Origin of the sequence: Pseudomonas putida, assembly GCF_028682175.1 — a bacterium.
In the GTDB taxonomy this organism is placed as follows: Bacteria; Pseudomonadota; Gammaproteobacteria; order Pseudomonadales; family Pseudomonadaceae; genus Aquipseudomonas; species Aquipseudomonas putida_AD.
Genome location: NZ_JANHKS010000002.1, coordinates 206,198 through 227,550, shown reverse-complemented (window position 1 = coordinate 227,550; position 21,353 = coordinate 206,198). Strand labels below are relative to the sequence as shown.

Sequence of the window (21,353 nt, the reverse complement as noted above, 5' to 3'; positions counted from 1 at the left end):
AGGCAAGCGTCTCAACCCGGCTGCGCCGCCAGGCTATTACTCACATTGCGCCCCAGCACCAGCACCGTCACAAACCCACAGCCCACCAAGGCGGTCGCGAGGCTCATCAGCACCGAGGTGCCGAGCTGGTCGACGATCTGCCCGCCGAAGAAGGAGCCCAGGGCGATGATGACCTGGAACAGGGCGACGAACAGGGGCATGCCGCGTTCGACATCCTTGGGTGCTACGACGAACATCCAGATGCTGGCGCAGGCCGGGAAGGCGCCGAAGGCGAAGCCCCAGAGTGCGATGAGCATGGCAGCGCCGGTCATGCCGGTGGCGAAGTAGGGGAACAGGGCGGTGCTGACGCCGATCATCAGCGCCACCAGCAGCAGGGTATGGCGCACGCTGCGGTTGGCGGCGAAACCGGCGAAGATGTTGCCCGCGACCCCGGCCACGCCGTACAGCAGAAGCAGCGAGCCGATCGTTGGCCCATCGAAGCCTGAGCTGTGCTTGAAGAACGGAGCGACGTAGGTGTACGCGGCAAAGTGCGCCAGGCCGATGAGCAATACCGCGATCAGGCCGACCCGGGCCTGCGGGTTGATGAACAGCGCAGGCAGGTCACTGAAGCGAATGGCCTTGTCCGGATCCAGCCGCGGCAGCAGGAAAATCTGCGCCAGCAGCACCGGCACGCCCACCAGCGCGGTGACCAGGAACGTCATGCGCCAGCCCATCAGGCCGCTGAGCCAGGTGCCCACGGGCACGCCCAGCACGGTGGCCAGCGTCACGCCGATCATGATGATCGAGGTGGCCTGGGCGACACCCACACCCTTGGGCGCCAGCCGACCGCTGAGGGCGATGGCCGTGGCCCAGAAGCCGCCGATGCTGATGCCCAGCAGGATGCGGCCGAACAGCAACAGGTTGAAGTCGCTGGCATAGGCCACGACCGCGTTGGCGATGATCATGATCAGCGTCAGGCCGATCAGCAGATAGCGACGGTCCATGGCGCCGATACCCACTGAGAGCAACGGCGCGGCCAGCGCGGCCATGATGCCGGGCAGGGTCACCATCAGGCCGGCGTGACCTGCGCTGATGCCCAGGTCGCTGGCGACATCATTGAGTACGCCGACCGGCAGAAACTCGCTGGTGACCAGGGCAAAGGCACCCACGGCGACGGAGAGAATCGCCAGCCATTGCTGTTTGACGCTCTGTTGGTTGTGTTCGGGAGGCGTGTGCGGGGCGTGACGGGCGCTTGGCATAAGACTGGGTTCCAAGGAGAGATGTCGCCTGAAGGCAGGCGAGGGGAGCGGGGGATTGGCAGGCGATTATAGGAGCCGGTTTCGGCGAGTCCGCAGGCGAGCGGTTCGATAGTAAATATCAGTAGAAATGATAAGAGGTGCTGAATAGAGCGGTCGCCTGGACGCCGGGGGTAAGCAGGGCCCACCTCCGTCCCGTAGCAGCACGGCTTGCCGGCGGGGCGATTTCATGTACGCCGTCGTAGGCAGGCGTGCTCCTGAAGGGTTGAGGTCAGACCTACACCCCGCAGATATCCGTAGCAGTCCGGCTTGCCGGCGTCGGGGCTCTTGAAGACGCCCGCAGCGAGAGCTCGAAGGACTCAGGCCGTGCGGGCGACCATGCTGCTTTCAGCCGCCGGCGCGATGGGGATCATCGGTTTCCTGGTCATGCTCAGAATCACGATAGCCCCGGTCACCAACAATGCGCCTGCGATGGCGAATGCCCAGTTGTAGCTTCCAGTGGCCGTGATGACGTACCCCGTCACGATCGGCGCGAGCATGCCGAAGACATTCCCGCCCACCACGACGAACGCCATGGCGCGACCCACGTCCCCCGAGCTTGGCAGCAGGTCGTTGAGCAACGAGAAGTTGAGTGAGGTGGTCGAGGCGATGCCTGCCAGGGTCAGAGAAAAAATCAGCACCAGCATGGCAATGTCGTCTGCGAACGGGATCAGCAGGATGCAGCTTGCAACCAGCATGGTCAGCGCGATGACGTTGCGACGTTTGCCCGACGCAGCGCCGCTGCCGTTTTTCAGGTACTGGTCACTGAGCTTGCCGATCACGATGCACAACACTACGGCGGCAGCATAGGGAATGGCTGTGAACAGGCCGCTCTTGGCGATGGTCAGGTGCCGCACTTCCTGCAGGTAGCTAGGCAGCCAGGTCAGGAAAAGATACTGGGTGTAGACGTTGCAGCCCTGAGCGATGGCCAGGCCCCAGAGGGTTGGCGTCTTCAGCAGCTTTTTGAGGCCATAAGCGGCATTGGTGGCGTTACCGGCGGTGCTGGTAGCGCGTGTGGCGACGATATGTTCGCGCTCGCCCTGGGCGAGCCATTTAACCTGCTCAGGCTTGTCGTAGAAAAAATACCAGGCCACCAGCCAGACGAAGCCGATAGCGCCGGCGATCACGAAGGACATGCGCCAGCCAAACGCGGCAACCAGTGCAGCCAGAACCACCGAGCAGATGGCAGGGCCTGCGTAGGAGCCGCTGTTGAAGATGGCCGTGATGGTGCCGCGCTCTGTGCCGGGAATCCATTCACGTATGACCTTGGCGCCCACCGGGTTGCTGACCGATTCCCCCGCACCCATGACCAGGCGCGCGGTCAGCAGGCTGGCGAAGCTTGAGGCAGCACCGGTGAGGGCGGTCGCCAGGGACCAGATAAAGATGCCCAGGCCGCCGACGCGTTTGACCCCGTACTTGTCGATCAGCAGGCCGACCGGAATCAGAAAGAGCGCATAGCTCCAGATAAAGGAAGAGAACAGGTAGCCCATCCCCACGGATGTGAGGTGAAACTCTTCAGCGATGGGTTTGGCCGCAATGGAAAGCGCGATGCGATCCATGTAGTTGATCATGGCCAGGGAGAACAGGAAGACGGCTATCCAGCCTCTACGGTATGACATGTATTCACCATTATTGTGATTGTGGTGTGTGCGTAACCGGGCTTCAGGCATGGGGTGTTCAGGCGGACACGCATGCGGTGGCTCGTTTCTTGTGGCGAATGCAAAAATGAACTTTGTAACGATATAAGTCAATCTGTGTTTTGTGAAAGGCAGATAAAGCCGACGACCAACTTGAGGCATCAGTTGTAGATCGGCGGCCAGGAGGAAGCGCACGCGACCTGGACAGATCGCGTGACAGCTATAGAAGAAGTGGGGCAGGGATTATTCGAATAGAGCGGGGTCGACCTTGTGGCGTCTTGCCTGTTCCAGATGGCGTCGCATCTGGTCTGCAGCGGCCAGTCGGTCGCCTCGTTCCAGGCAATCAAGAATCGCGAGGTGCTCTTCGGCTTGTCCTTTACGAGGGGTACGTGAGCTGGCTTGGCGGTACTCGACAAGGCGTCGCAGTTGGTCAAGACGGCGGACGGTCTGCTGCAGGAAACGGTTTCCGGAACAAGCGGCCAAGGTCTCATGGAATTGAGAGTTGGCCTCGAAAAGCTCCTGAGGCGTCATGGTCAGATAACCGCCGTTGGCGATGAACTCTTGCTGCCGACGGCAAGCTGCCAGGGTTTCGCGGTCGATCTGGAAGCTGGGTGACAGAATCCCCGACGGCTCGATAGTGGCACGAAAGGAATAGCTTTCTTCGTAGGCCTCGACCGAATCGATCATGGGCAACAGTCGCCAGCCTTGACCTGCACGCTGCTCAACCCAGCCTTCCTGCTGGATCCGCGAGAGCACGGCGCGCAGGGCTGCCCTGGAAACATCGAACTGGCGCATGAACTCGATCTCGGTAAACAGCTCTGGGAGCTGCCTGCTCAGGCGCAGTTCGGCGAACTTGAGGTACAGCGGGTCGTCGGATTTCTCCATCACTTCCGATACCAGATCGCCCAGGTCATCGCTGGCGCGAGCCAGGAAGAAGCCACGGTTGCGGTCATAGGTCAGCATGCCTTTCTCGACCAGATGCCCCATGGCGAACTTGACCGGCGTGCGCGACACATTGAGCGCCGCGGCCAGTTGTGACTCTACCAGGTGATGGCCGACGGCGAAGCGTTCACGACGCACGTGAGAGACGATGTCACGCGCAATGCGTGCTTGCAGAGGGCTTAGAGGCATTGGATCGGGAACCGGAAAGAGCTGAACCAGAGGGCTGCCATTCTAGCGCGTCATGCCATGCAACGGCAGAGACCATTTCCGGTCTTTGCCGCTTTCTTCTCGCGCACCGCCGGCGCCTCAGCGCACCTGATACAACGGGAATGCGCCAAACAGCAGACCGCCGAGCAGCAAGCCAAAGCTCGCCAGAATGGCCCATTTGAGGGCGAAGCGCTGGTGGTCTCCCAGATCGACCTTGGCCAGCGCAACCAGCAGGTACAGCGAGGGCACCAGAGGGCTCAACAGATGAACAGGCTGGCCCACCACTGACGCACGTGCAATCTCCAGCGGCGTAATACCGTACTGCGCAGCGGTTTGTGCAATGACCGGCAGGATCCCGAAGTAGAAGGCATCGTTGGACATGAAGAAAGTGAAAGGCAGGCTGACGATCGCGGTAAATAACGCCAGGAACGGCCCGAAGCTTGGCGGGATCACGTACAGCAGGCTCTTGGCCATGGAGTCCACCATACCGGTGCCCGACAGGATCCCGGTGAAGATGCCGGCCGCGAAAATCACGGCAGTGACCGCCAGGACGTTGGCCGCGTGGGCTGCAATCCGCGCCTTCTGGTCTTCGATCTTCGGGTAGTTGAGCATGATGGCCAGGGCGAAACCGACCATGAACAGTATCTGGATCGGCATGGTGCCCAGGATCAGGCAGGTGATCAGGGTCAGGGTCAGAATCAGGTTTGGCCAGAACCTCTGTGGCCGGCGATTCCCGTCGCAATCCTCGGCAGAGCCGTTGCCCAGCGCCATGGGGCCGTTGTGAACATCATCGAGATGGATGATGCCCAGACGAGCGCGCTCCTTGCGTCCCAGGATCGCGGCGGTGAACACCAGGCAGGCGGCGCCGATCAGCATCCCCGGAATCATCGGCACGAAGATGTCCATCGCATCGACATGCAGCGCCGCAGCTGCACGGGCGGTGGGACCACCCCATGGCGAGATGTTCATGATCCCGCTGGCGATGTTGACCAGGCATGTCATGCCCAGAACGCTCATGCCCAGACGCTGGTAAAGCGGCAGGAACGCCGCGCACGCGATCATGTAGGTGGTGGAGCTGTCGCCGTCCAGGGACACCAGCATGGTCAGCACGGCGGTACCGACCAACACCTTTAGAGGGTCGCCCTTCACCAGCTTCAAGATGAAGCGCACCAGGCCGTCGAACAGCCCTGCGTCAATCATGATCCCGAAGTACAGGATCGAGAAGGTCAGCATGACCCCAGTTGGGGCCAGCGTTTTCACGCCGTCGAGCATCATCGCGCCCAGGCCGGCGTAGTGCCCGCCAATCAGGGCGAACAGGATGGGGATCAGGATCAGAGCAATCAACGCCGAGAGGCGCTTGGTCATGATCAGGTACATGAAACAGATGACCATCGAAAAGCCGAGGATTGTCAGCACGGTCGAACTCCCTTTTTTCGTGAATAGGTAGGGCGCCTTTCAGCCAGACGGTCTGCAAGGCAGCCGGCGTGATTCAGGACGAGACAGGCTCGGTGCGAATGGGAGGACGAACGGAGTTGGAGCGCGGGAGCTGGGTCATGGAGGGCCTCAATTTTCTTATGTTTATTGTTGTTCCAGTACCTGTCGGATGCATTGGCGGTGCATGTCGCGACCCATCGTTCAGGTACGTCCGATCTCAGTGGCTGAGTGAACCGGATGAATCAACATTGACCTATATCATTACAAAGTGCAATATCCGCCTCACAAAAACATTGCTTGTACAGCCTGTGAGGATTAGCCAATGCCTGAGTCAAAGGGTCAAACCGTTTCCGCTAACGGAATCGAGTACCGTGTCAGCGACATCCGCGGGGTCGTGACTGACCTGGGCGGTGATTACGCAAAGCTGCCCTACAGCTTGCGCATCCTCGCCGAGAACGTCTTGCGTGGAGAGGCGGACCCTGAAGCCGCGCTGAAGGTCATCTGCGCCCGATCCAGCGCGTTCGACATTCCTTTCCGCCCGGCCCGTGTGGTCCTGCAGGACCTGCTCGGTACGCCAGCGCTGGTCGATCTCGCGGGGCTGCGTGACGCAGTTGCCGAGAAAGGTGGCAACCCACGGCTGGTCAACCCGGTCACCCCGACTCATCTGGTAGTGGATCACTCGCTCAACGTGGAGCGTTGGGGCGATGCCAGTGCCCTGGCCGATAACGAAGCCATCGAGCGCGAACGCAACGCTGAACGTTTCCAGTTTCTCGACTGGTGCAACAAGGCGTTCAGCAACCTGTCGATCATTCCGTCGGGCAAAGGCATCCTTCACCAGATCAACCTGGAACGCCTGACCACTGTGGTAGGTACTCAGCGCCGTGATGGCAAGTTGTGGGCGTTCCCCGATACGCTGGTCGGCACTGACAGCCACACCACCATGATCAACGCCATTGGGGTGCTGGGTTGGGGGGTGGGAGGTATCGAGGCGGAGGCTGCGATGCTGGGTAAATCCCTGATGCTGCGCCTGCCCGAGATCGTGGGTGTGCGCCTGGAAGGCACGTTGCCTCAGGGCTATCTGGCAACCGACATCGCACTGGCGCTGACCGAGCTGCTGCGCAAGGCAGGTGTGATCGGCGCGTTTCTGGAGTTCTTCGGGCCCGGTGTTGCGCAGTTGTCCCTGGCTGACCGTGGCACCCTGTCCAACATGGCGCCTGAGTTCGGCGCGACTGCCGCGATGTTCGCGATTGACGATCGCACCCTGCATTATCTGCGCATGACCGGGCGTGGCGGCCAGATATCCGGCCTGACTGAAGCCTATGCCCGCGCCCAGGGCTTGTGGCATGACAGCCTTGGTGCTGCTGAGTACAACCGCGTGGTAACGCTGAATCTCAGCTCTGTGGCACGTTCGATTGCGGGGCCGAAGCAGCCACATCAGCGGATCGTATTGGGTCAAAAAGCTCCGGCGACCAACCTACCAGTTGGCTTGGACAACGGCTCGGTTGTGCTCGCCGCTATCACTAGCTGCACCAACACTTCCAATCCGCGCGGTGTGATCGCTGCCGGCCTGGTTGCTCGAAACGCACGCAAGCGTGGCTTGAAGCGTGCCCCTTGGGTCAAGACGTCCTTTGCACCGGGCTCGATGGTTGTTTCTGATTACCTTGAGCGTTCCGGGCTCAACGAAGATCTCGACGCATTAGGTTTCAACCTGGTCGGCTATGGCTGCACCACCTGTAACGGTATGTCGGGCCCGCTGCTCAGCCCTGAGATCGAAGAAGAGATCCGCACCCGCAAGCTGGAAACCGTGGCGGCGACGTCCGGTAATCGTAACTTCGAAGGCCGTGTTCACCCGTTGGCTCGCGAAGTATTCATCATGTCGCCGCCGCTGATCGTGGCTTACGCCATCGCCGGTACCTACCGGATCGATCCGGAAAAAGATGCGCTGGGTCTGGACGACAACGGCGTACCTGTCTACCTGCACGAGCTGTGGCCAAGTGATGAAGAACTGACTCGAATCGAGGCGGACAACCTGACCGCCGACCTGTTCGACAAGGCGTATGAAGACGTCCCTCGCGAAGCCGGCCTGATTGCCAGCGACCTGCGCGCTGGCGTCAGCGACCAGTACCCATGGCAAGCGAACAGCACCTATATCCGCAAACCTCCTTACTGGAGCGATGCGGCAACGGCCACCAATACGCGCAAAGACCTGAGCAACATGCGCGTTCTCGCCATGCTGTCGGACAACATCACCACCGACCACATTTCTCCATCGGGTGCGATTCTCCCCGAAAGTGATGCGGGGCAGTATTTGCAATCCCACGGCATCGCCGCGCCTGACTTCAATTCCTACGGCACACGTCGTGGCAACCACGAGGCAGCGCAGCGCGCCACGTTTGCCAGCCCTCGCCTGAAGAACGAGCTCCTCGAAGACGGTCGCGAAGGCCCTTGGACGCTGCTGCTGCCGGAGAAAGAAGTCACCACGATCTTCCAGGCTGCCGAAATCTACGCGGATCGCAAACAGTCCCTGATCGTTGTCGCCGGCAAAGAGTACGGCAGCGGCTCCTCCCGCGACTGGGCAGCCAAAGGCCCACGCCTGCTGGGTGTGCGCGTGGTAGTGGCTGAGAGCTTCGAGCGTATCCACCGTACCAACCTGGCGGGTCTCGGCATTCTCCCGCTGCAGTTCGAGCAGGGTGTTTCGCGTCAAAGCCTGGGTCTGAATGGGCGCGAAACCTTCAGCGTGGAAGGCATCACCGATGACTTCCAGCCAGGCGCCAAGGTCACTCTGGTCATCGAGCGCGAAAACGGCGAAACCGAGCGCGTCACTGTCGTGAGTCGTCTGGATACCTTCGAGGATGTTCGCTACTTCCGCAGCGGTGGTCTGTTGCCGCAGTTGCTGATCGAAAGCATGAAGAACGCATCCGCCCACTGACGCGGCGCTGATTTGTCACAGGAGATAACAAATGACTCAAAGACGTATTCCAGCCGTGTACATGCGTGGCGGCTCCAGCAAGGGCGTGTTCTTTCTCGACAAGGATCTGCCGCCTGCAGGCCAGGAGCGTGATGCCATCCTGCTCCGGGTGATCGGCAGCCCGGATGTCTACGGCAAGCAGATCGACGGAATGGGCGGTGCGACCTCCAGTACCAGCAAGGTCGTGGTTATCGGCAAATCGAGCCGTGAAGATTGCGACGTTGATTACCTGTTCGGGGCTCCGGCCATCGAGACCCCAGTGATCGACTGGTCGGGCAACTGTGGCAATCTGAGCTCGGCAGTCGGCCCATACGCCATCTCTGAATGTCTGGTAGATGCGCCTCGCGATGGCATCGCCGTCGTGCGGATCTGGCAGGCCAATATCCAGAAGCGCATCATTGCCCACATACCGATGCGCAACGGCGAGGTGCAGGAGGAAGGTGACTTCGTGCTCGACGGCGTGGCGTTCCCCGCTGCGGAAGTCGTGCTGGAGTTTCTCAAGCCTGGCGGCTCGGACGGCAGCATCCTGCCGACCGGCAACGCCATTGACGAACTGGACATTCCGGGCGTTGGCAATATGCCCGTCACCTTGTTGAACGCTGGCAACCCTACCATCTTCATTGACGCAGAAAGGGTAGGGCTCAAGGGCACTGAAACCCAGGAGCAAGTCAACGGCGACTCTGAACTGCTCGCCCGCTGCGAAACGATCCGCGCACACTGCACCGTTGCCATGGGTCTGGCCGCCAGTGCCGACGAGGCAACGCGCCTGCGCCCTCACACGCCCAAGCTGTGCTTTGTGGCCAGGCCTCAGGCCTATCAGGCTGCGGGCGGCAAGTTCGTTGAGCCGGGCGACATCGACGTCATCGCCCGCATATTGTCGATGGGCAAGCTGCACCACGCAATTACCGGCACCGGAGCAGTCGCGGTTGCCGTTGCGGCCGCGCTGAATGGGACGCTGGTGAACCGTATCGTTGGCGATATCGGGGAGCGTCAGGTTCGGATGGGGCATACCGCAGGCAGCGTCGCCGTAGGCGCAAAAACTGTGCTGGAAGATGGCGCCTGGACGGTGGACAAGGCCGTGATGAGCCGCAGCGCCCGGCGGTTGATGGAAGGCTGGGTGCTAATTCCTGAAGTCCTCTGATTCAGCCTGTGCTCATGCTGGGGGCGCCCGGCATGAGCCCATCGACCCCGCGGCACATGCTGCTTGAACCGGTGATGAATGCAAAATGACCCATGACATATCTTCGCAGACTCCTCGCTTCGCTTACGTTGGATCACGCACGACCCGGGAGCGAAACGCCCGTGGCGCAGGAATCACTGTGTACCGTTATGCACCGCAAACGGGTGCGTGCACATTGGTTCAGACGCTCAGTGATCTGGTGAACCCGTCGTTCTTGACCTTCGATCACTCGCAGTCCCATCTGTACTGCGTCCACGGTGATCTCAGCGAGGTAAGCTCATTCGCCATCGATGGGAAGACCGGTGAGTTGACCCATCTCAATACGGTAGGCACCCGGGGCAGGAATCCTGTTCATCTCAGCGTCGATCCTGCGGGCAGGTTCCTGGCCGTCGCCAACTACGCAACTGGCAGCTTCGCCGTCTTGCCGATTCAGGAGGGTGGCAGCCTCGGCGAGCTTGCCCACCTTGAGTCGCTGCCCGGAGAGCCAGGTCCGCATAAAGTGGAGCAAGGCAGCTCCCATCCACACATGATTCCGTTCGACCCGTCCGGACGATTCCTGGTCATCCCCGACAAAGGTCTGGATAGCGTCTTCGTCTATCGCGTGCAGCAGAACAACGCGCAGTACGGTGTCAGCCAGGTCAGTATGGTCAAGGCTCGGGAAGGTTCAGGCCCGCGTCATGTGGTGTTCACACCAACGGGCAAACACGCCTATGTGGTGAACGAACTCGACAGCAGCGTCACAGCCTACGCTTATGACTCAGAGCACGGTTCGCTCACGGCCAGGGAGATCGTTTCGACGCTGCCATCGGAATTCACCGGCGACAGTCGCGCCGCGGCGATAGTGATGGCGCCGTCCGGGAAATACCTCTACGTGTCGAACCGCGGCCATGACAGCGTGACGATCCTCGCGATCAAGGCTGATGGAGCACTGACCGTCACGGGTCATGCGTCGTCGCAAGGCCGCAAGCCGCGTTTCATGAGCCTGACCCCAGACGGCACGCGTCTGTTTGTCGCCAACGAAGAGGACGACACCATACTGAGCTTCAACGTTAACCCGCACTCGGGTGCGCTCACTTCCAGTGGTCAGGTCATCGAGACCGGCAGCCCGGTGTGCATGATTTTCAAGACCTGAAATTGCAAAGGAGCGATTCGCTGTGGAATTTGATCTTGCTGCCGTACGAAATGACATCGCTCCGCTTGGAGAGCTGCGGGTTGCAATCAATCTCGGTAATCCGGTGCTGGCACAGCGTGACGAAAGCACTGGAGCGCTTTCGGGCGTGTCGGTGGCGTTGGCAACAGCGCTCGCGCATGAGCTCGACATTGACCTGTGCATGACGGCGTATGATGCCGCCGGCAAAGTCTTCGCTGCGCTCGAAAAGCAGGCCTGGGATCTCGCATTCCTCGCTATTGAACCAGTCAGGGCTGAGAAAATCGCCTTTTCAAGTCCCTACGTCTGCATTGACGGCACCTACCTGGTAAAAAATGAGAGCCCATTCCACCGCGCCGCGGCTCTGGATGCGTTGGGTTGCCGAATCGCTGTGGGGAAGGGCGCTGCCTACGATTTGTTCCTGTCTCGTACGCTGAACAATGCCGAGCTGGTTAGAGCGCCCACTTCGGCCAGCGCCGTTGACACCTTTCTGGACCTTGGCCTGGATGCCGCAGCCGGTGTTCGCCAGCCGCTGGAACGCTTCGCCAGAACAACATCAGGCGTCAGGGTGCTGAACGACAACTTCACCGAAATCCGCCAGGCCATGGCTGTTCCAAAAGGCAGGAAGACGGCCGCCGGTTACGTTCAAGGTTTCATCAATCGATGTCTGCGTAGCGGCCTGGTCGCCAGCGCCCTGGACGGCAGTGGCGAACGTGATGCGCGGGTTGCACAACCCGGCTCGGAATGATTCAGCAAACGTTCAAAGCGGGTGACCACCGAAAAGACTACAAGCCCCCAGAACGGAGGCTCGTGGATAAAGGCCCGAATCAGTACTTCCAGGTCACCGACGCCGTGACGTTACGCGGCGCGCCGTAGTTGCTCGCCGTGCCGCTGTACAGCGACGTCAGGTATTTGCGGTCGGTGACGTTGTTGAGGTTCAGTGCGGTGCTCCAGTTGCGGTCGATGTCGTAGCTGGCCATCAGATCGACCAGGGCGTAGGCGTTCTGGCGGATCACGCTGATGTTGTCGTTCTGGATACCGCTCTGCCAACTGACGCGGGTTCCGACGCGGGCCTGCGGCATGCCGGGCAGGCGGTAGGTCGCCATGCCGTGGAAGCTGTGGGTCGGGACGTAGCGGCGGGTCTTGTCGCCATCGTCGTTTTCGATGTGCACATAGGTGTAGCCGGCCAGCAGGTCCAGGCCCGGCAGCGCTTCGCCCGAGGCTTCGAGCTCGATGCCGTGACTCTTGTAGTCGCCGGTGAAGTAGCGGAATTGCGAGCCGACCTGAATGAAGTCGGACGACGCCACGTTGCTCTGCTCGGTCTTGAATACTGCTGCGGTGAGGTTCAGGCGCTGGTCAAACATGGTGCCCTTGACGCCCGCTTCCAGACTCTTGCCTTCGAGTGGGTCGAGCACCTTGCCGTCCACGCCGACTGTGCCGAACTGCGGATTGTAGATCTGCGTCCAGCTGGTGTAGAGCGTCCAGTCCTGGTTCAGGTCATACACCAGGCCGGTGTACGGCGTGACCTTACCGTGCTCGCGCTGGGCGTGGTCGACGCCGTAGCTTTCGCCGCTGCCGTCGGTGCTGAGCATGCGTGCGCCGGCGATCCAGTGCAGGTCGTCGGCGAGGCTGAAGCGGGCGCCGGCGAACAGGCTCTTCTGCCGGTCAACGATGTTCTGGGTATTGATGTCGCTGGTAAAGAGGAATTGCGGCGGCGTTTCTGTGCCCGCCAGGATGCTGGCGAACGAGGTGTGGTAATAGCCCGTCTCGGCGGCATCGTACTCGCGCGCTTTCTGGTGCGTGCGGCCGTAGGTGGCGCCGAAGGTCAGCTCGTGATCACGCCCGAAGAGGCTGAACGGGCCGGAGACTTTCGCCTCGCCGATCAACTGGTGGGAGCGGCCGGAGGTCTGCGCCGCGAACGCCAGCGCATCGTCATCGGTGACGCTGGCGACGTAGAGCATGCTGGAGTTCTGGTATTCGGTGATGCCGGTGCCGGTCAGTGTGGCATTCCAGCCGTTGCCGAAATCATGCTTGAGTTCGGCAAACACACGCTGGGTATGGATGTTCCAGTAGCTCCATGGCTGGCCGACGTTGGAGCTGCGGCTTGAGTAATGGATTGGGTTGTTACTGGTGTCCACCAGCGGCAGGTTGCCCCAGGTGCTGCCGTTGGAATCGCTGTCGTGCTGCGAGAAACCTACGGTCAGGGTATCGGCATCGGACAGGTCGAATGCCAGCAGGCCGGCCGCGACGTTTTTCTCGTGGCTGTAGCGGTCCATCCACGAGTTGCCCTTGTCATGGGCGTAGATGAAGCGGCCGCGCACGTTGCCGGTTTCGGTCAGGGGACCTGAGACATCGACATCGATGCGACGGCTGTCCCACGAGCCGACGCTGGTGTCGATCTGCGCCTGGAACTCCCTGGTCGGACGCTTGCGCACGAAGTTGACCGTGGCCGACGGGTTGCCCGTTCCGCTCATCAAACCGTTGGCGCCGTGCAGGATGTCTATCTGCTCGTATTCGGCCATGTCCAGGTCACCGTTGAGGATGGTCTGGGTGAACGGCATGTTCATGCCATCGAATTCGAAGCTGTTGATTTCAAAGCCGCGGGAAGTGAATTCAGTGCGGTCGCTTTCGCTCTGCTCAACGGTCACCGAGGGCGCCGAGCGCAGGGCGTCCTTGACGCTGTTGGTCTTGTAATCGTTCATCTGCGCGCGGGTGATGGTGGTGATCGCCTGCGGCGTTTCCTTGTTGCTCAACCCCATCTTGGTGGTGCTGGTGGCCGGCTTTCCTACGTATCCCACGCTCTGCGCGTCGTCCTGAGCGGCAACGTCCTGGATCTCCGTTGCGGGAAGCGTCAGGTCATCGGCGGCTTGTGCCAACGGCAAAACGCTGACGGCACCGGCGAAGAGGAAACTGGCGGGAAAACGAAGATTCACGATCAAAACACCTGAAGAAGGAAAGATTTGCGCGATTCTGAATGAAAATGAGAATGATAACTAGATGTGTCGTTAACAATCTTTTGACATTTATTTCACATGTCATGTGGGTACAGGTTTGTATCCGAACCCACACAATCAGGCCGCTTCAGTTCGGTCGATGCGGTGTGGGTGCAGCACAGGTGCCGTAGTGGGTTATTGGTCAGGAATCGAAACCGATGCCCAAGGCATCGAAGCTCTTGAGCAACAGGTCGCGATGGCCGTCGCGGTCTTCGCGAGCCAGTGAGCGCTGCGCCATCTTCACGCCGACGTAGCGCAGCGGCTCGGGGGGAAAGCGAAAGGGTGGCGTGGAGGTCATCGCCAGCTCGGTGCGTTCGGTGCGCTCACCGGACAGCAAATCGAGCATGTTCTGCGCCGCAAAACGACTCGCCGATACGCCCTGGCCGGTAAAGCCCAAGGCATAGGCGACGCGGTCCTGGTGCTCGCAGCCAGTGAACAGCGTGGTACGGGCCGAGGTGTCGATGATGCCGCCCCAGGCATGGCTGAACGAGACGCCCTGCAAGGCCGGGAAGGCCTGGCGAAATTGCAGCGCCAGGCGATTGAAACTCTCGGGGCGCTGCGTCAGGTGTTCACCCCGGCGGCCGCCGAAGTGGTAAACCGCATCAAAGCCACCCCAGAGAATCCGGTTGTCTGCCGTCTTGCGCAGGTAATGAAACTGGTTGCCGGCGTCGGCGATACCATAGCGCCCCCGCCAGCCAATCGCGTGCAGTTGCGCATCGCTCAAGGGCTCGGTGACCAGCGCGTAGTCGTAAACCGGGATCACGCTTGAAGACAGTTGACCCAGCAATGGCGGGGCGATGTTGGTCGCCAGTGCCACTTTACCCGCGCGAGCCTGGGCCTCTGCGGTGCGGATCAACAGGCCGTCGTGTTCGGGGCGCAATTCAAGCACAGGGCTGTTTTCGAACAACAGCACCCCTTGCTCAAGGCAGACGCGGCGAAGCTCTGTCACCATCCTGACCGGGTTGAGCAGCGCGTAGTTGGGTTCGAACAGACCCGCCCCGTAAACGGGGGAGTCGAGGCGTTGGCTGAGGGCGTCTGCTTCAAGCCACTCACATTCGATGCCCAGGCGTGCGTAGTTGCGTTGCATCGAGCGCAACCCTTCGATTTGCCAGGGTTGGCTGGCCAGGTTGAGTTTGCCCTCCCGTTCGAACTCGACCTGCATGCCCAGGCGACGGATGTCATCGGCCATCTCGTCGAGGTTCTGCCGGCCAAGACGAATAAGCCGCTCGGCCTCCGCTGGCCAGCGCTTGAAGGCGTTGCCGACGCCGTGGGAAATGCTTGGCGCACAGAATCCACCATTGCGCCCGCTGGCTTCGGAGCCGCAACGTCGCGCTTCGATCACCGCGATACTGCGCGCCGGCCAGCGCTGACGAGCCAGCAGGGCAGTCCACAGGCCAGTGAACCCACCGCCAACCACCACCAGATCGAAAAGCGCAGCGCCGGTCATGGCGAGGCAGGGCGGGGGTTGTGAAACGCTGTCAATCCAGTAAGGTCTGGGTTGGGCATTGGCCAGCGAAGCGTGCAACTTGGGCGCGTTCATGGAAAGCTCCGGCGGTACGTCGGACGGTGATGACTCAAGGTTAACGCGAGCACAGCGGCGTAAAACTCCAGGCGGTTATGTGCGGGCACGCGCGGAAAACAGGAGAGATGGCGGGACGATGAGCAAGCCAGATGAATGTCAGAAACCCCGGACTTCCCTGGACCCGCAGCCGTTTCGGCAGGACCCGGCCAGCGCCGACACCCACGCGCTGATCCTGCGTTATCACCAGGCCTGGCAGCGTCGGGACATCGACACGCTGCTGACGCTGCTCGATCCGCAGGTCGAGTACAACGATTTCTTCCAGGGCCGCCGCATCGCGCCCCACGAGTTGCGTGAATACCTGCTGTCCAGCATGCCGGGGCAGGGCGATGAAACCCAGCACTACGTCGATCGCTTGCGCGTGGACGGCGACACGGCCTTCCTGCAGTACCAGGTAACGTTGCGCGGCACCCGGGGGCTGGTGTCGTTCCAGGCGTGCGAGGCGTTGACCGTGCGGGATGGGCGAGTGGTGCGGGTCAATGAGCATTCGCTGCTGGTGGGGCAGCACAACGGCGCGGCGCCACAATCTGCCTCGCGTGTGGCCTCCAGCCGCCTGGGTTTGTCTGCGCGCCAGTTGAGCGTCCTGGCCGGCGACCTGCTGCAATATTTCCAGACCCGACAGCCTTACCTGAACCCCGACCTAGACATGGCACAGGTGGCCGCCGCCACCGGCTACACGCGCAATCAGATCTCCTTCTTTCTCAATCAGGTACTGGGCTGCAGCTTCTACCAGCACATCAACCAGCTGCGCTTGCGCCACTTGCTGGGTCAATTGGAAAACGGCGCAGGCGCAACGAAAGTCGACGATCTGGCCCGCGCCGCAGGGTTTCGTTCGCTGTCGACGTTCTACAAGTGTTTCCGCGAGGAAACCGGGCTGTCTCCGAAGGCGTATCTGGAAGGCCGCTCAGCGCGTCTGGCTGAAGCCGGCAGGTCGTAAGCCATATCAGCTCTCCGCCAGATCCGCTTCCAGTTCCTCGAACACAGCCGTGACATCTGCCGGGCTGGATGGGCTGTCGAGTTGCAGCATTTCCAGGTTCAGAACCCAATGCAGTCCCGAGCCACGGGACGGTGGCACGGGAAGGATGACGTTGAGGTCCTCAAGGGCTGCTGCCAGCTTGCTGGTGAACGCCGAGCTCTTTCCGGTGACGCGGTAATACGCCGTGCCCATGCCCATGGGGACCGTGCCGCTAGGCACACCCTTGACGCTATTGGCCAAGGGGAACGGGCCGGCGTTGAAGTGTTTCCACAGGACGTCGAGGGTTTCATTCATCTCTTTGAGGGTGAAGCGTGGACCGTTCTCCACCTCCAGGCCGGTTGGAGTGAAGCGATAACGAAACGGGTTGCGGCGAGCCAGCGTCTGGCATTCGATCCAGGCGTCGATTACTGCGGCAGCTTGCGTCGAGGCACTCGCCGTGTGCTGGTTCAAGTCATAGCCGATCATGAACAATGCGGCTTCCAGCGCTCGCAGTCGCAAGGCGGGCGTCGCAAGAGACGGGTCGCTGGTGAACTGGCTGGCCTGGCCTGCGGGTGTGAGCAGTACAGCTTGCAGTATCCAGCTGGCCTTGAGATTCCACTGGGCGTGAAGCGGCCCGGAGCTGAGCTTCGGAAAGGTCAGCGCACCAGAAGACGGATTGCGGTCTTTCGGGGCAGGGTGGTTGGGCGTGGATTTGGCCGGTGCCCAAGGGAAACCCAGTTCGGCGGGTACAGCGGCCAACTGCCGGGCTTCGCAGAATTTTCTGACGGCCCAGCCCAGCGTGGCAGCGACTCGGCTGTCATAGATGACGAACCCCTCGCAGAGCAGCGAATAGACTTTGGTCATTCCCGCGTTGAAGCGAAGCTGGCGATCGGTCAGGACGGCGTCGGCCGTGTCTTGCGCATTGATCGCCGCCTGCACGGCCAGCAGGTCCGAGGCGAGCTTCTGGTTGGCGTTGAGCCAGCGCACGTTCCCGGCGACCACGCCGCCCCAGATCATGACGTCGGTGGCCGCGCTACGGGCAGCCTGATCGTCGGCGGGCGAGGTGAGTGCGGCATGCAGCGCTTTGCCGAGGGATGTCAGGGTCGCTGCGCTGTGGGCGAAGGTATGGCCGCCGCGATGACGCCAGTCGTACTGGACGTAGGCGTCATACAGGCTCTTGCATTGCCAGGCACCACTGCGACGATTGATGTAGCTGTGGGCGAAGGTCTCGCTGTCGAGGTTGTCGCTCAGCCAGGTCACGAATTGTTGCACCACTGGGAGAGCCAGATAAGACGACTTCTTCACTTCGTACATCCTTGAATGAATTGATTTTTTCCGCAGGTGACGACTGTACCTGCCGAATGTAGGTAATGCCATTTCGCTATTAACCAGCACAGCAGCGTTTAAAACCTTCGCGCAACAGGGCTTCAGGTCCACTGAAGTCGGAACACGTCTTGGGCAATGAGAAGCACGGCTGGGCGTTCAGCGGGAAGAGTCAGGGCCGGCGCTTGGAGCCTCGGCGATCATGGCGTCCAGCAGGGCGAGAAATTCGTCGACGTCGATTTCGACGAACTCCCCGCAGGAAGCGGCAATCATCTGCTCGGCAAATTCGGGACTGTATTCCAGGGGGTGATAGTCAGGGTCGGTGTCGTCGAGGGTCTTGAAACACCATTCGCCTTCCTGGACTTCACCGACCAGTCGGCCGAGTTCCTGCAGGCCCAGCAGCGCCGCGTGGTACTGCGCCTGGTCCAGAAAAGGAAAGTCCTGGTCCAGGGCCTGTTTGAGGCAGATGGCGGGTATGCCGCCGACGGCCAGTTCGACGATCTTTTCCTGCAGCGATTGCGTGGGGGGCGTTGCAGCACAGGCTTGACGATTCATGGATACTCCCGTGTGCTGGCGCCATTGAGCGGGTTTGCTTGCCAGCCAGAGCATAAAAACACCAGATAGGGACAGATCGTGTCCGCAACAGGATGACCGTGGAAAATAAATCAGAGTTGTATGATCGCCGTGATTGCCTGCGCAAGATTCTGGCCGATTACAAGGAAGCCCAGCCGACGCCCGTCATTCACAAGCGTCTTTGTGCCGCGTTGGGGCTGGAGCACCACATCCTCAAGACCACTCAACGAGACCTTGAGGCCCTTGAGCGTATTGGCGAAGTCAGGCAGGTCCGGCAGGACTCGGACCAGCGAGCCAATTTCTGGGTGTGGCTGGGGCCTGCCCTCGATCTGACCCTGTTGCCCACCGAGGCCGTGACCCTGTCAGCGATGCTGGATCATGCGGCGAGGCTCGGCATGCAGGCACCGGCGCAGGTTCTGCAGAAATTGCGTGCACATGTCGACAAGGTGATGAGCCGGGTGCCGTTTCGAAAGTTCGACTGGGCAAAACGCATCACCACCGGTACCCGTTTCACGGTGCTGAAGGCCGGGCAATTCGACCCTGCGCATGTCGATAGCATTCATGACGCGCTGTTTTTCAATCAGCCCCTGAAAGTCACCTATCTGCCCAGGGATGCAGGTGGCGTCGAATGTATTTACCACCTCAAGCCCCTGGCGCTTTCCTATCAGGATTCCAACATCTACCTGTCGGCCTACGTGCTGGAGGAAGAGTGGCCCGAAGGCTGCGAACCGCAACCGGGCGCCAGGCGAGGCAAGTACAGCAGCAATGGGCCTGGGACGTTCTGTGCACTGATGTTGCACCGAGTGGTGGCGATTGAAGACAGCAGCCTGTACATCCCGGACCCTGAAGACTTCGACGTCAATTCCCTTGAAGCGCAGCGGCATCTCATGACCATTCACGCCGATGAGCCCGTGGAACTCAGACTCAGGCTGGGCGCCAACCTGCACAACAGGCTCAGCGAAAACCCGCTGGCAGACCAGCAGGTCCTCATCCCACTGGCCGATGGCAAGTGGGAGCTGCGCTGCTCGATTCTCGACACCCAGGGCTTACGCCTGTTTTTGCTGGCCAACGCGGACGAGATCGAGGTGCTTGCGCCCCCCGTCATTCGTGCCCATGTGCGGGATGCCGTGCGCCAGGCCGCGCGTTTTTACGCCGAAGATCCGACCCCCTGACGGGGCAGATGACCATTCGCGCCAACAGCGCCAGGCTTGATGGCTCCCCTGATCTGCCGTCAAGTGCGGGCAGCAGGAAGCTTCAGCGCTCGCCGCGCACTTGCAATCGGTAGGCTATGGTTCAAGCGGGCGCACGCGTCCTGATGGTTGTGAATGGAAAATAAAAAAGGACAGGTCATGCATTCATCCGCTATTTCTCGTCCGGCCGCGCCTGGCCGTTCGCTGCTTCTTTCAATGGGCCTGCTTGCGGCGGGCATCTCCTCGGCCGCCCTGGCCGACGACTACCCACACGCGCAGGAACCCATCGGGACCGTGGAGCAGATCTATGACGGCGCCATGTTCCCGGATCTGGCGGTCAGTACCTACCGCAACATCGACCGGCTGTTTCCCACGCACCTGATCAAGGCCGGCAATCATCCCTATGCGCTGGCCCGATCAGACAAACAGTTGCCCAACGTTCGCTTCACCTTCGAAGACAAGAAGTACGATCTGTATGACTACGTCGCACTCAACAGCGTGACTGCGATGCTGGTGCTCAAGGACGGCAAGATCGTGTTCGAGAACTACCAGCGCGGCAACACCGAGAAGACCCGCTGGATGTCGATGTCGATGGCCAAGTCCATCACCTCGACGCTTGCGGGTGCCGCGATCAAGGACGGGCTTATCAAGGGTCTCGATGCGCAAGTGGTGGATTACGTCCCGCAACTCAAGGGCAGCGCCTACGAGGGCGTGACCCTGCGCAATGTGCTGATGATGTCTTCGGGGGTGAAGTGGAACGAGACCTACACCGATCCGGCGTCCGATCGCCGCGCGCTGTTGAACGCGCAGATATCCCAGACGCCTCATTCGGCCATGGCGTTGATGGCCAGTTTGCCGCGCGCGGCTGAGCCCGGCACGACTAACAACTACAGCACGGGTGAAACCCAGGTACTCGGTGAAATCGTTCGTGGCGCCGTGAAGATGCCGCTGGCCGATTACCTGTCGCAGAAGATCTGGCAGCCGTTCGGGATGGAGAGCGACGCCCGCTGGTGGCTCGATTCGCCCGATGGCGTGGAAATCGGTGGCAGCGGCATCAGCGCCACGCTGCGTGACTATGGACGCTTCGGGCTGTTCTTCATGAACGGCGGCAAGATCAACGACGCCTCGATCCTGCCCGAAGGCTGGGTCAGGGAAGCGACCCTGCCGACCACCCTGAAAAACGGCAAGTCCCTGGACTACGGCTACATGTGGTGGACGGCCTGGACCGAGCCGTCGGTGAAAGACGGTGCCTATGCAGCGATCGGTATCCAGGGCCAGAACATCTACCTCAACCCGGCCAATAACGTGGTGATTGTCACCTTCGGTGCCCAGCCCAAGCCCACGGATAAAGAGCCCGTGGACCCCATGGTGTTCTTCGATGCCGTGGTCGCTGCCTTGAAGTGACAGCGCGCCTGGCAGGGCGGTGGAAGGTCATACAGCTTCGCATCGCCCTGCCATGTGCTCACATCCTGAGCACATAATGCTGCCTTAACCCTGATCCGCTGTTATTGCCTCCACGCGATCCCCGATTTGTCAGGGCCGTTGTCAGTCATTACAGTGCTGCGATATGAAACGTTACCTGCGGTTCTGCCTCATTCTCATGCTCAGTCTCGCGCTTCCCCTCACCGGGATGGCGGGTGTTCAGGCGCCAACGGAACCCTGCCCGATGAAATCCATGGGCATGGCGATGATGGATGGCATGGGGATGGACTGCTGTAACGACAGCCACGACCTGAAAAACCCTGCCGATCATGGCAAGCCATGCAAGCCGGGCCAGGAGTGCAAGACCGGCGGCATGCTGGAAATCTCGGTGTTCAAACCGCCTGTGACTCCGCTGGTTCCGGTCGTGTTTTCGCTGGTCAGCGATGCTTCTGTTACCCAGCCTCTTTCCGGGGTGTGGCGACCGCCCCGCGCCTGATTCCTGTTCGACATTGAGCCCCGCTTCGCCAAG

15 protein-coding genes and 1 pseudogene are annotated in these 21,353 nt (G+C 60.9%); 8 read left to right on the top strand and 8 right to left on the bottom strand.

The features are described 5' to 3' along the window. Window positions 1-11: 11 nt before the first annotated feature. The 4 genes and pseudogenes from NPS29_RS02605 to NPS29_RS02590 all read right to left on the bottom strand — a co-directional run. On the bottom strand, window positions 12-1,238 hold the full coding sequence (locus NPS29_RS02605; RefSeq protein WP_274130518.1) for an MFS transporter: 1,227 nt from the start codon (window positions 1,236-1,238) through the stop codon (window positions 12-14). A gap of 356 nt (window positions 1,239-1,594) precedes the next feature. Beyond that, window positions 1,595-2,893, bottom strand: coding sequence for an MFS transporter (locus tag NPS29_RS02600; protein WP_274130517.1), 1,299 nt, complete (start codon window positions 2,891-2,893; stop codon window positions 1,595-1,597). Window positions 2,894-3,154: 261 nt separating this feature from the next. Then, a complete protein-coding gene (locus NPS29_RS02595; RefSeq protein ID WP_274130516.1) occupies window positions 3,155-4,042 on the bottom strand; it encodes a GntR family transcriptional regulator in 888 nt (295 codons plus the stop codon). A gap of 117 nt (window positions 4,043-4,159) precedes the next feature. Further along, window positions 4,160-5,482: pseudogene (locus tag NPS29_RS02590) on the bottom strand (CitMHS family transporter); the annotation flags it as partial. Window positions 5,483-5,816: 334 nt separating this feature from the next. Between NPS29_RS02590 and NPS29_RS02585 the strand changes: the two are divergent. The 4 genes from NPS29_RS02585 (at window position 5,817) to NPS29_RS02570 (ending at window position 11,537) form a co-directional block, all read left to right on the top strand. Further along, window positions 5,817-8,423, top strand: coding sequence for an aconitate hydratase (locus NPS29_RS02585; protein ID WP_274130514.1), 2,607 nt, complete (start codon window positions 5,817-5,819; stop codon window positions 8,421-8,423). A gap of 31 nt (window positions 8,424-8,454) precedes the next feature. Then, window positions 8,455-9,603, top strand: coding sequence for a 2-methylaconitate cis-trans isomerase PrpF (gene prpF, locus NPS29_RS02580; protein ID WP_274130513.1), 1,149 nt, complete (start codon window positions 8,455-8,457; stop codon window positions 9,601-9,603). Window positions 9,604-9,688: 85 nt separating this feature from the next. Next, on the top strand, window positions 9,689-10,774 hold the full coding sequence (locus NPS29_RS02575) for a lactonase family protein (RefSeq protein ID WP_274130512.1): 1,086 nt from the start codon (window positions 9,689-9,691) through the stop codon (window positions 10,772-10,774). Window positions 10,775-10,796: 22 nt separating this feature from the next. Continuing rightward, window positions 10,797-11,537: a transporter substrate-binding domain-containing protein gene (locus tag NPS29_RS02570; RefSeq protein WP_274130511.1), complete on the top strand. Its 741-nt coding sequence runs from the start codon at window positions 10,797-10,799 to the stop codon at window positions 11,535-11,537. 79 nt (window positions 11,538-11,616) lie between these two features. Here the strand turns inward: NPS29_RS02570 and NPS29_RS02565 are convergent, their stop codons facing one another. Both NPS29_RS02565 and NPS29_RS02560 read right to left on the bottom strand, forming a co-directional pair. After that, a complete protein-coding gene (locus NPS29_RS02565) occupies window positions 11,617-13,722 on the bottom strand; it encodes a TonB-dependent siderophore receptor (protein ID WP_274130510.1) in 2,106 nt (701 codons plus the stop codon). A 202-nt stretch (window positions 13,723-13,924) separates the two neighbouring features. Further along, window positions 13,925-15,322: an NAD(P)/FAD-dependent oxidoreductase gene (locus tag NPS29_RS02560; RefSeq protein ID WP_274130509.1), complete on the bottom strand. Its 1,398-nt coding sequence runs from the start codon at window positions 15,320-15,322 to the stop codon at window positions 13,925-13,927. Window positions 15,323-15,440: 118 nt separating this feature from the next. On the opposite strand from NPS29_RS02560, the gene NPS29_RS02555 reads away from it, so the two are divergent. Further along, a complete protein-coding gene (locus NPS29_RS02555) occupies window positions 15,441-16,298 on the top strand; it encodes a nuclear transport factor 2 family protein (RefSeq protein ID WP_274130508.1) in 858 nt (285 codons plus the stop codon). Window positions 16,299-16,304: 6 nt separating this feature from the next. Here NPS29_RS02555 and NPS29_RS02550 read toward each other — a convergent pair whose 3' ends face one another. Both NPS29_RS02550 and NPS29_RS02545 read right to left on the bottom strand, forming a co-directional pair. Then, entirely contained in the window at window positions 16,305-17,621 is a 1,317-nt protein-coding gene (locus tag NPS29_RS02550) for a hypothetical protein (protein ID WP_274130507.1), read from the bottom strand. A 177-nt stretch (window positions 17,622-17,798) separates the two neighbouring features. After that, window positions 17,799-18,194 (bottom strand): hypothetical protein, encoded by a 396-nt coding sequence (locus NPS29_RS02545; RefSeq protein ID WP_274130506.1) that lies wholly within the window; start codon window positions 18,192-18,194, stop codon window positions 17,799-17,801. Between the two features lie 98 nt (window positions 18,195-18,292). Here NPS29_RS02545 and NPS29_RS02540 point away from each other — a divergent pair, with 98 nt between their 5' ends. The 3 genes from NPS29_RS02540 to NPS29_RS02530 all read left to right on the top strand — a co-directional run bounded on the left by NPS29_RS02540 (window position 18,293) and on the right by NPS29_RS02530 (window position 21,320). Then, window positions 18,293-19,384, top strand: coding sequence for a helix-turn-helix transcriptional regulator (locus NPS29_RS02540; protein WP_274130505.1), 1,092 nt, complete (start codon window positions 18,293-18,295; stop codon window positions 19,382-19,384). A 177-nt stretch (window positions 19,385-19,561) separates the two neighbouring features. Beyond that, complete coding sequence (locus NPS29_RS02535; protein ID WP_274130504.1) at window positions 19,562-20,806, top strand: serine hydrolase domain-containing protein; 1,245 nt, start codon at window positions 19,562-19,564, stop codon at window positions 20,804-20,806. Between the two features lie 163 nt (window positions 20,807-20,969). Then, window positions 20,970-21,320 (top strand): hypothetical protein, encoded by a 351-nt coding sequence (locus tag NPS29_RS02530; protein WP_274130503.1) that lies wholly within the window; start codon window positions 20,970-20,972, stop codon window positions 21,318-21,320. The last annotated feature ends 33 nt before the right edge of the window (window positions 21,321-21,353 follow it).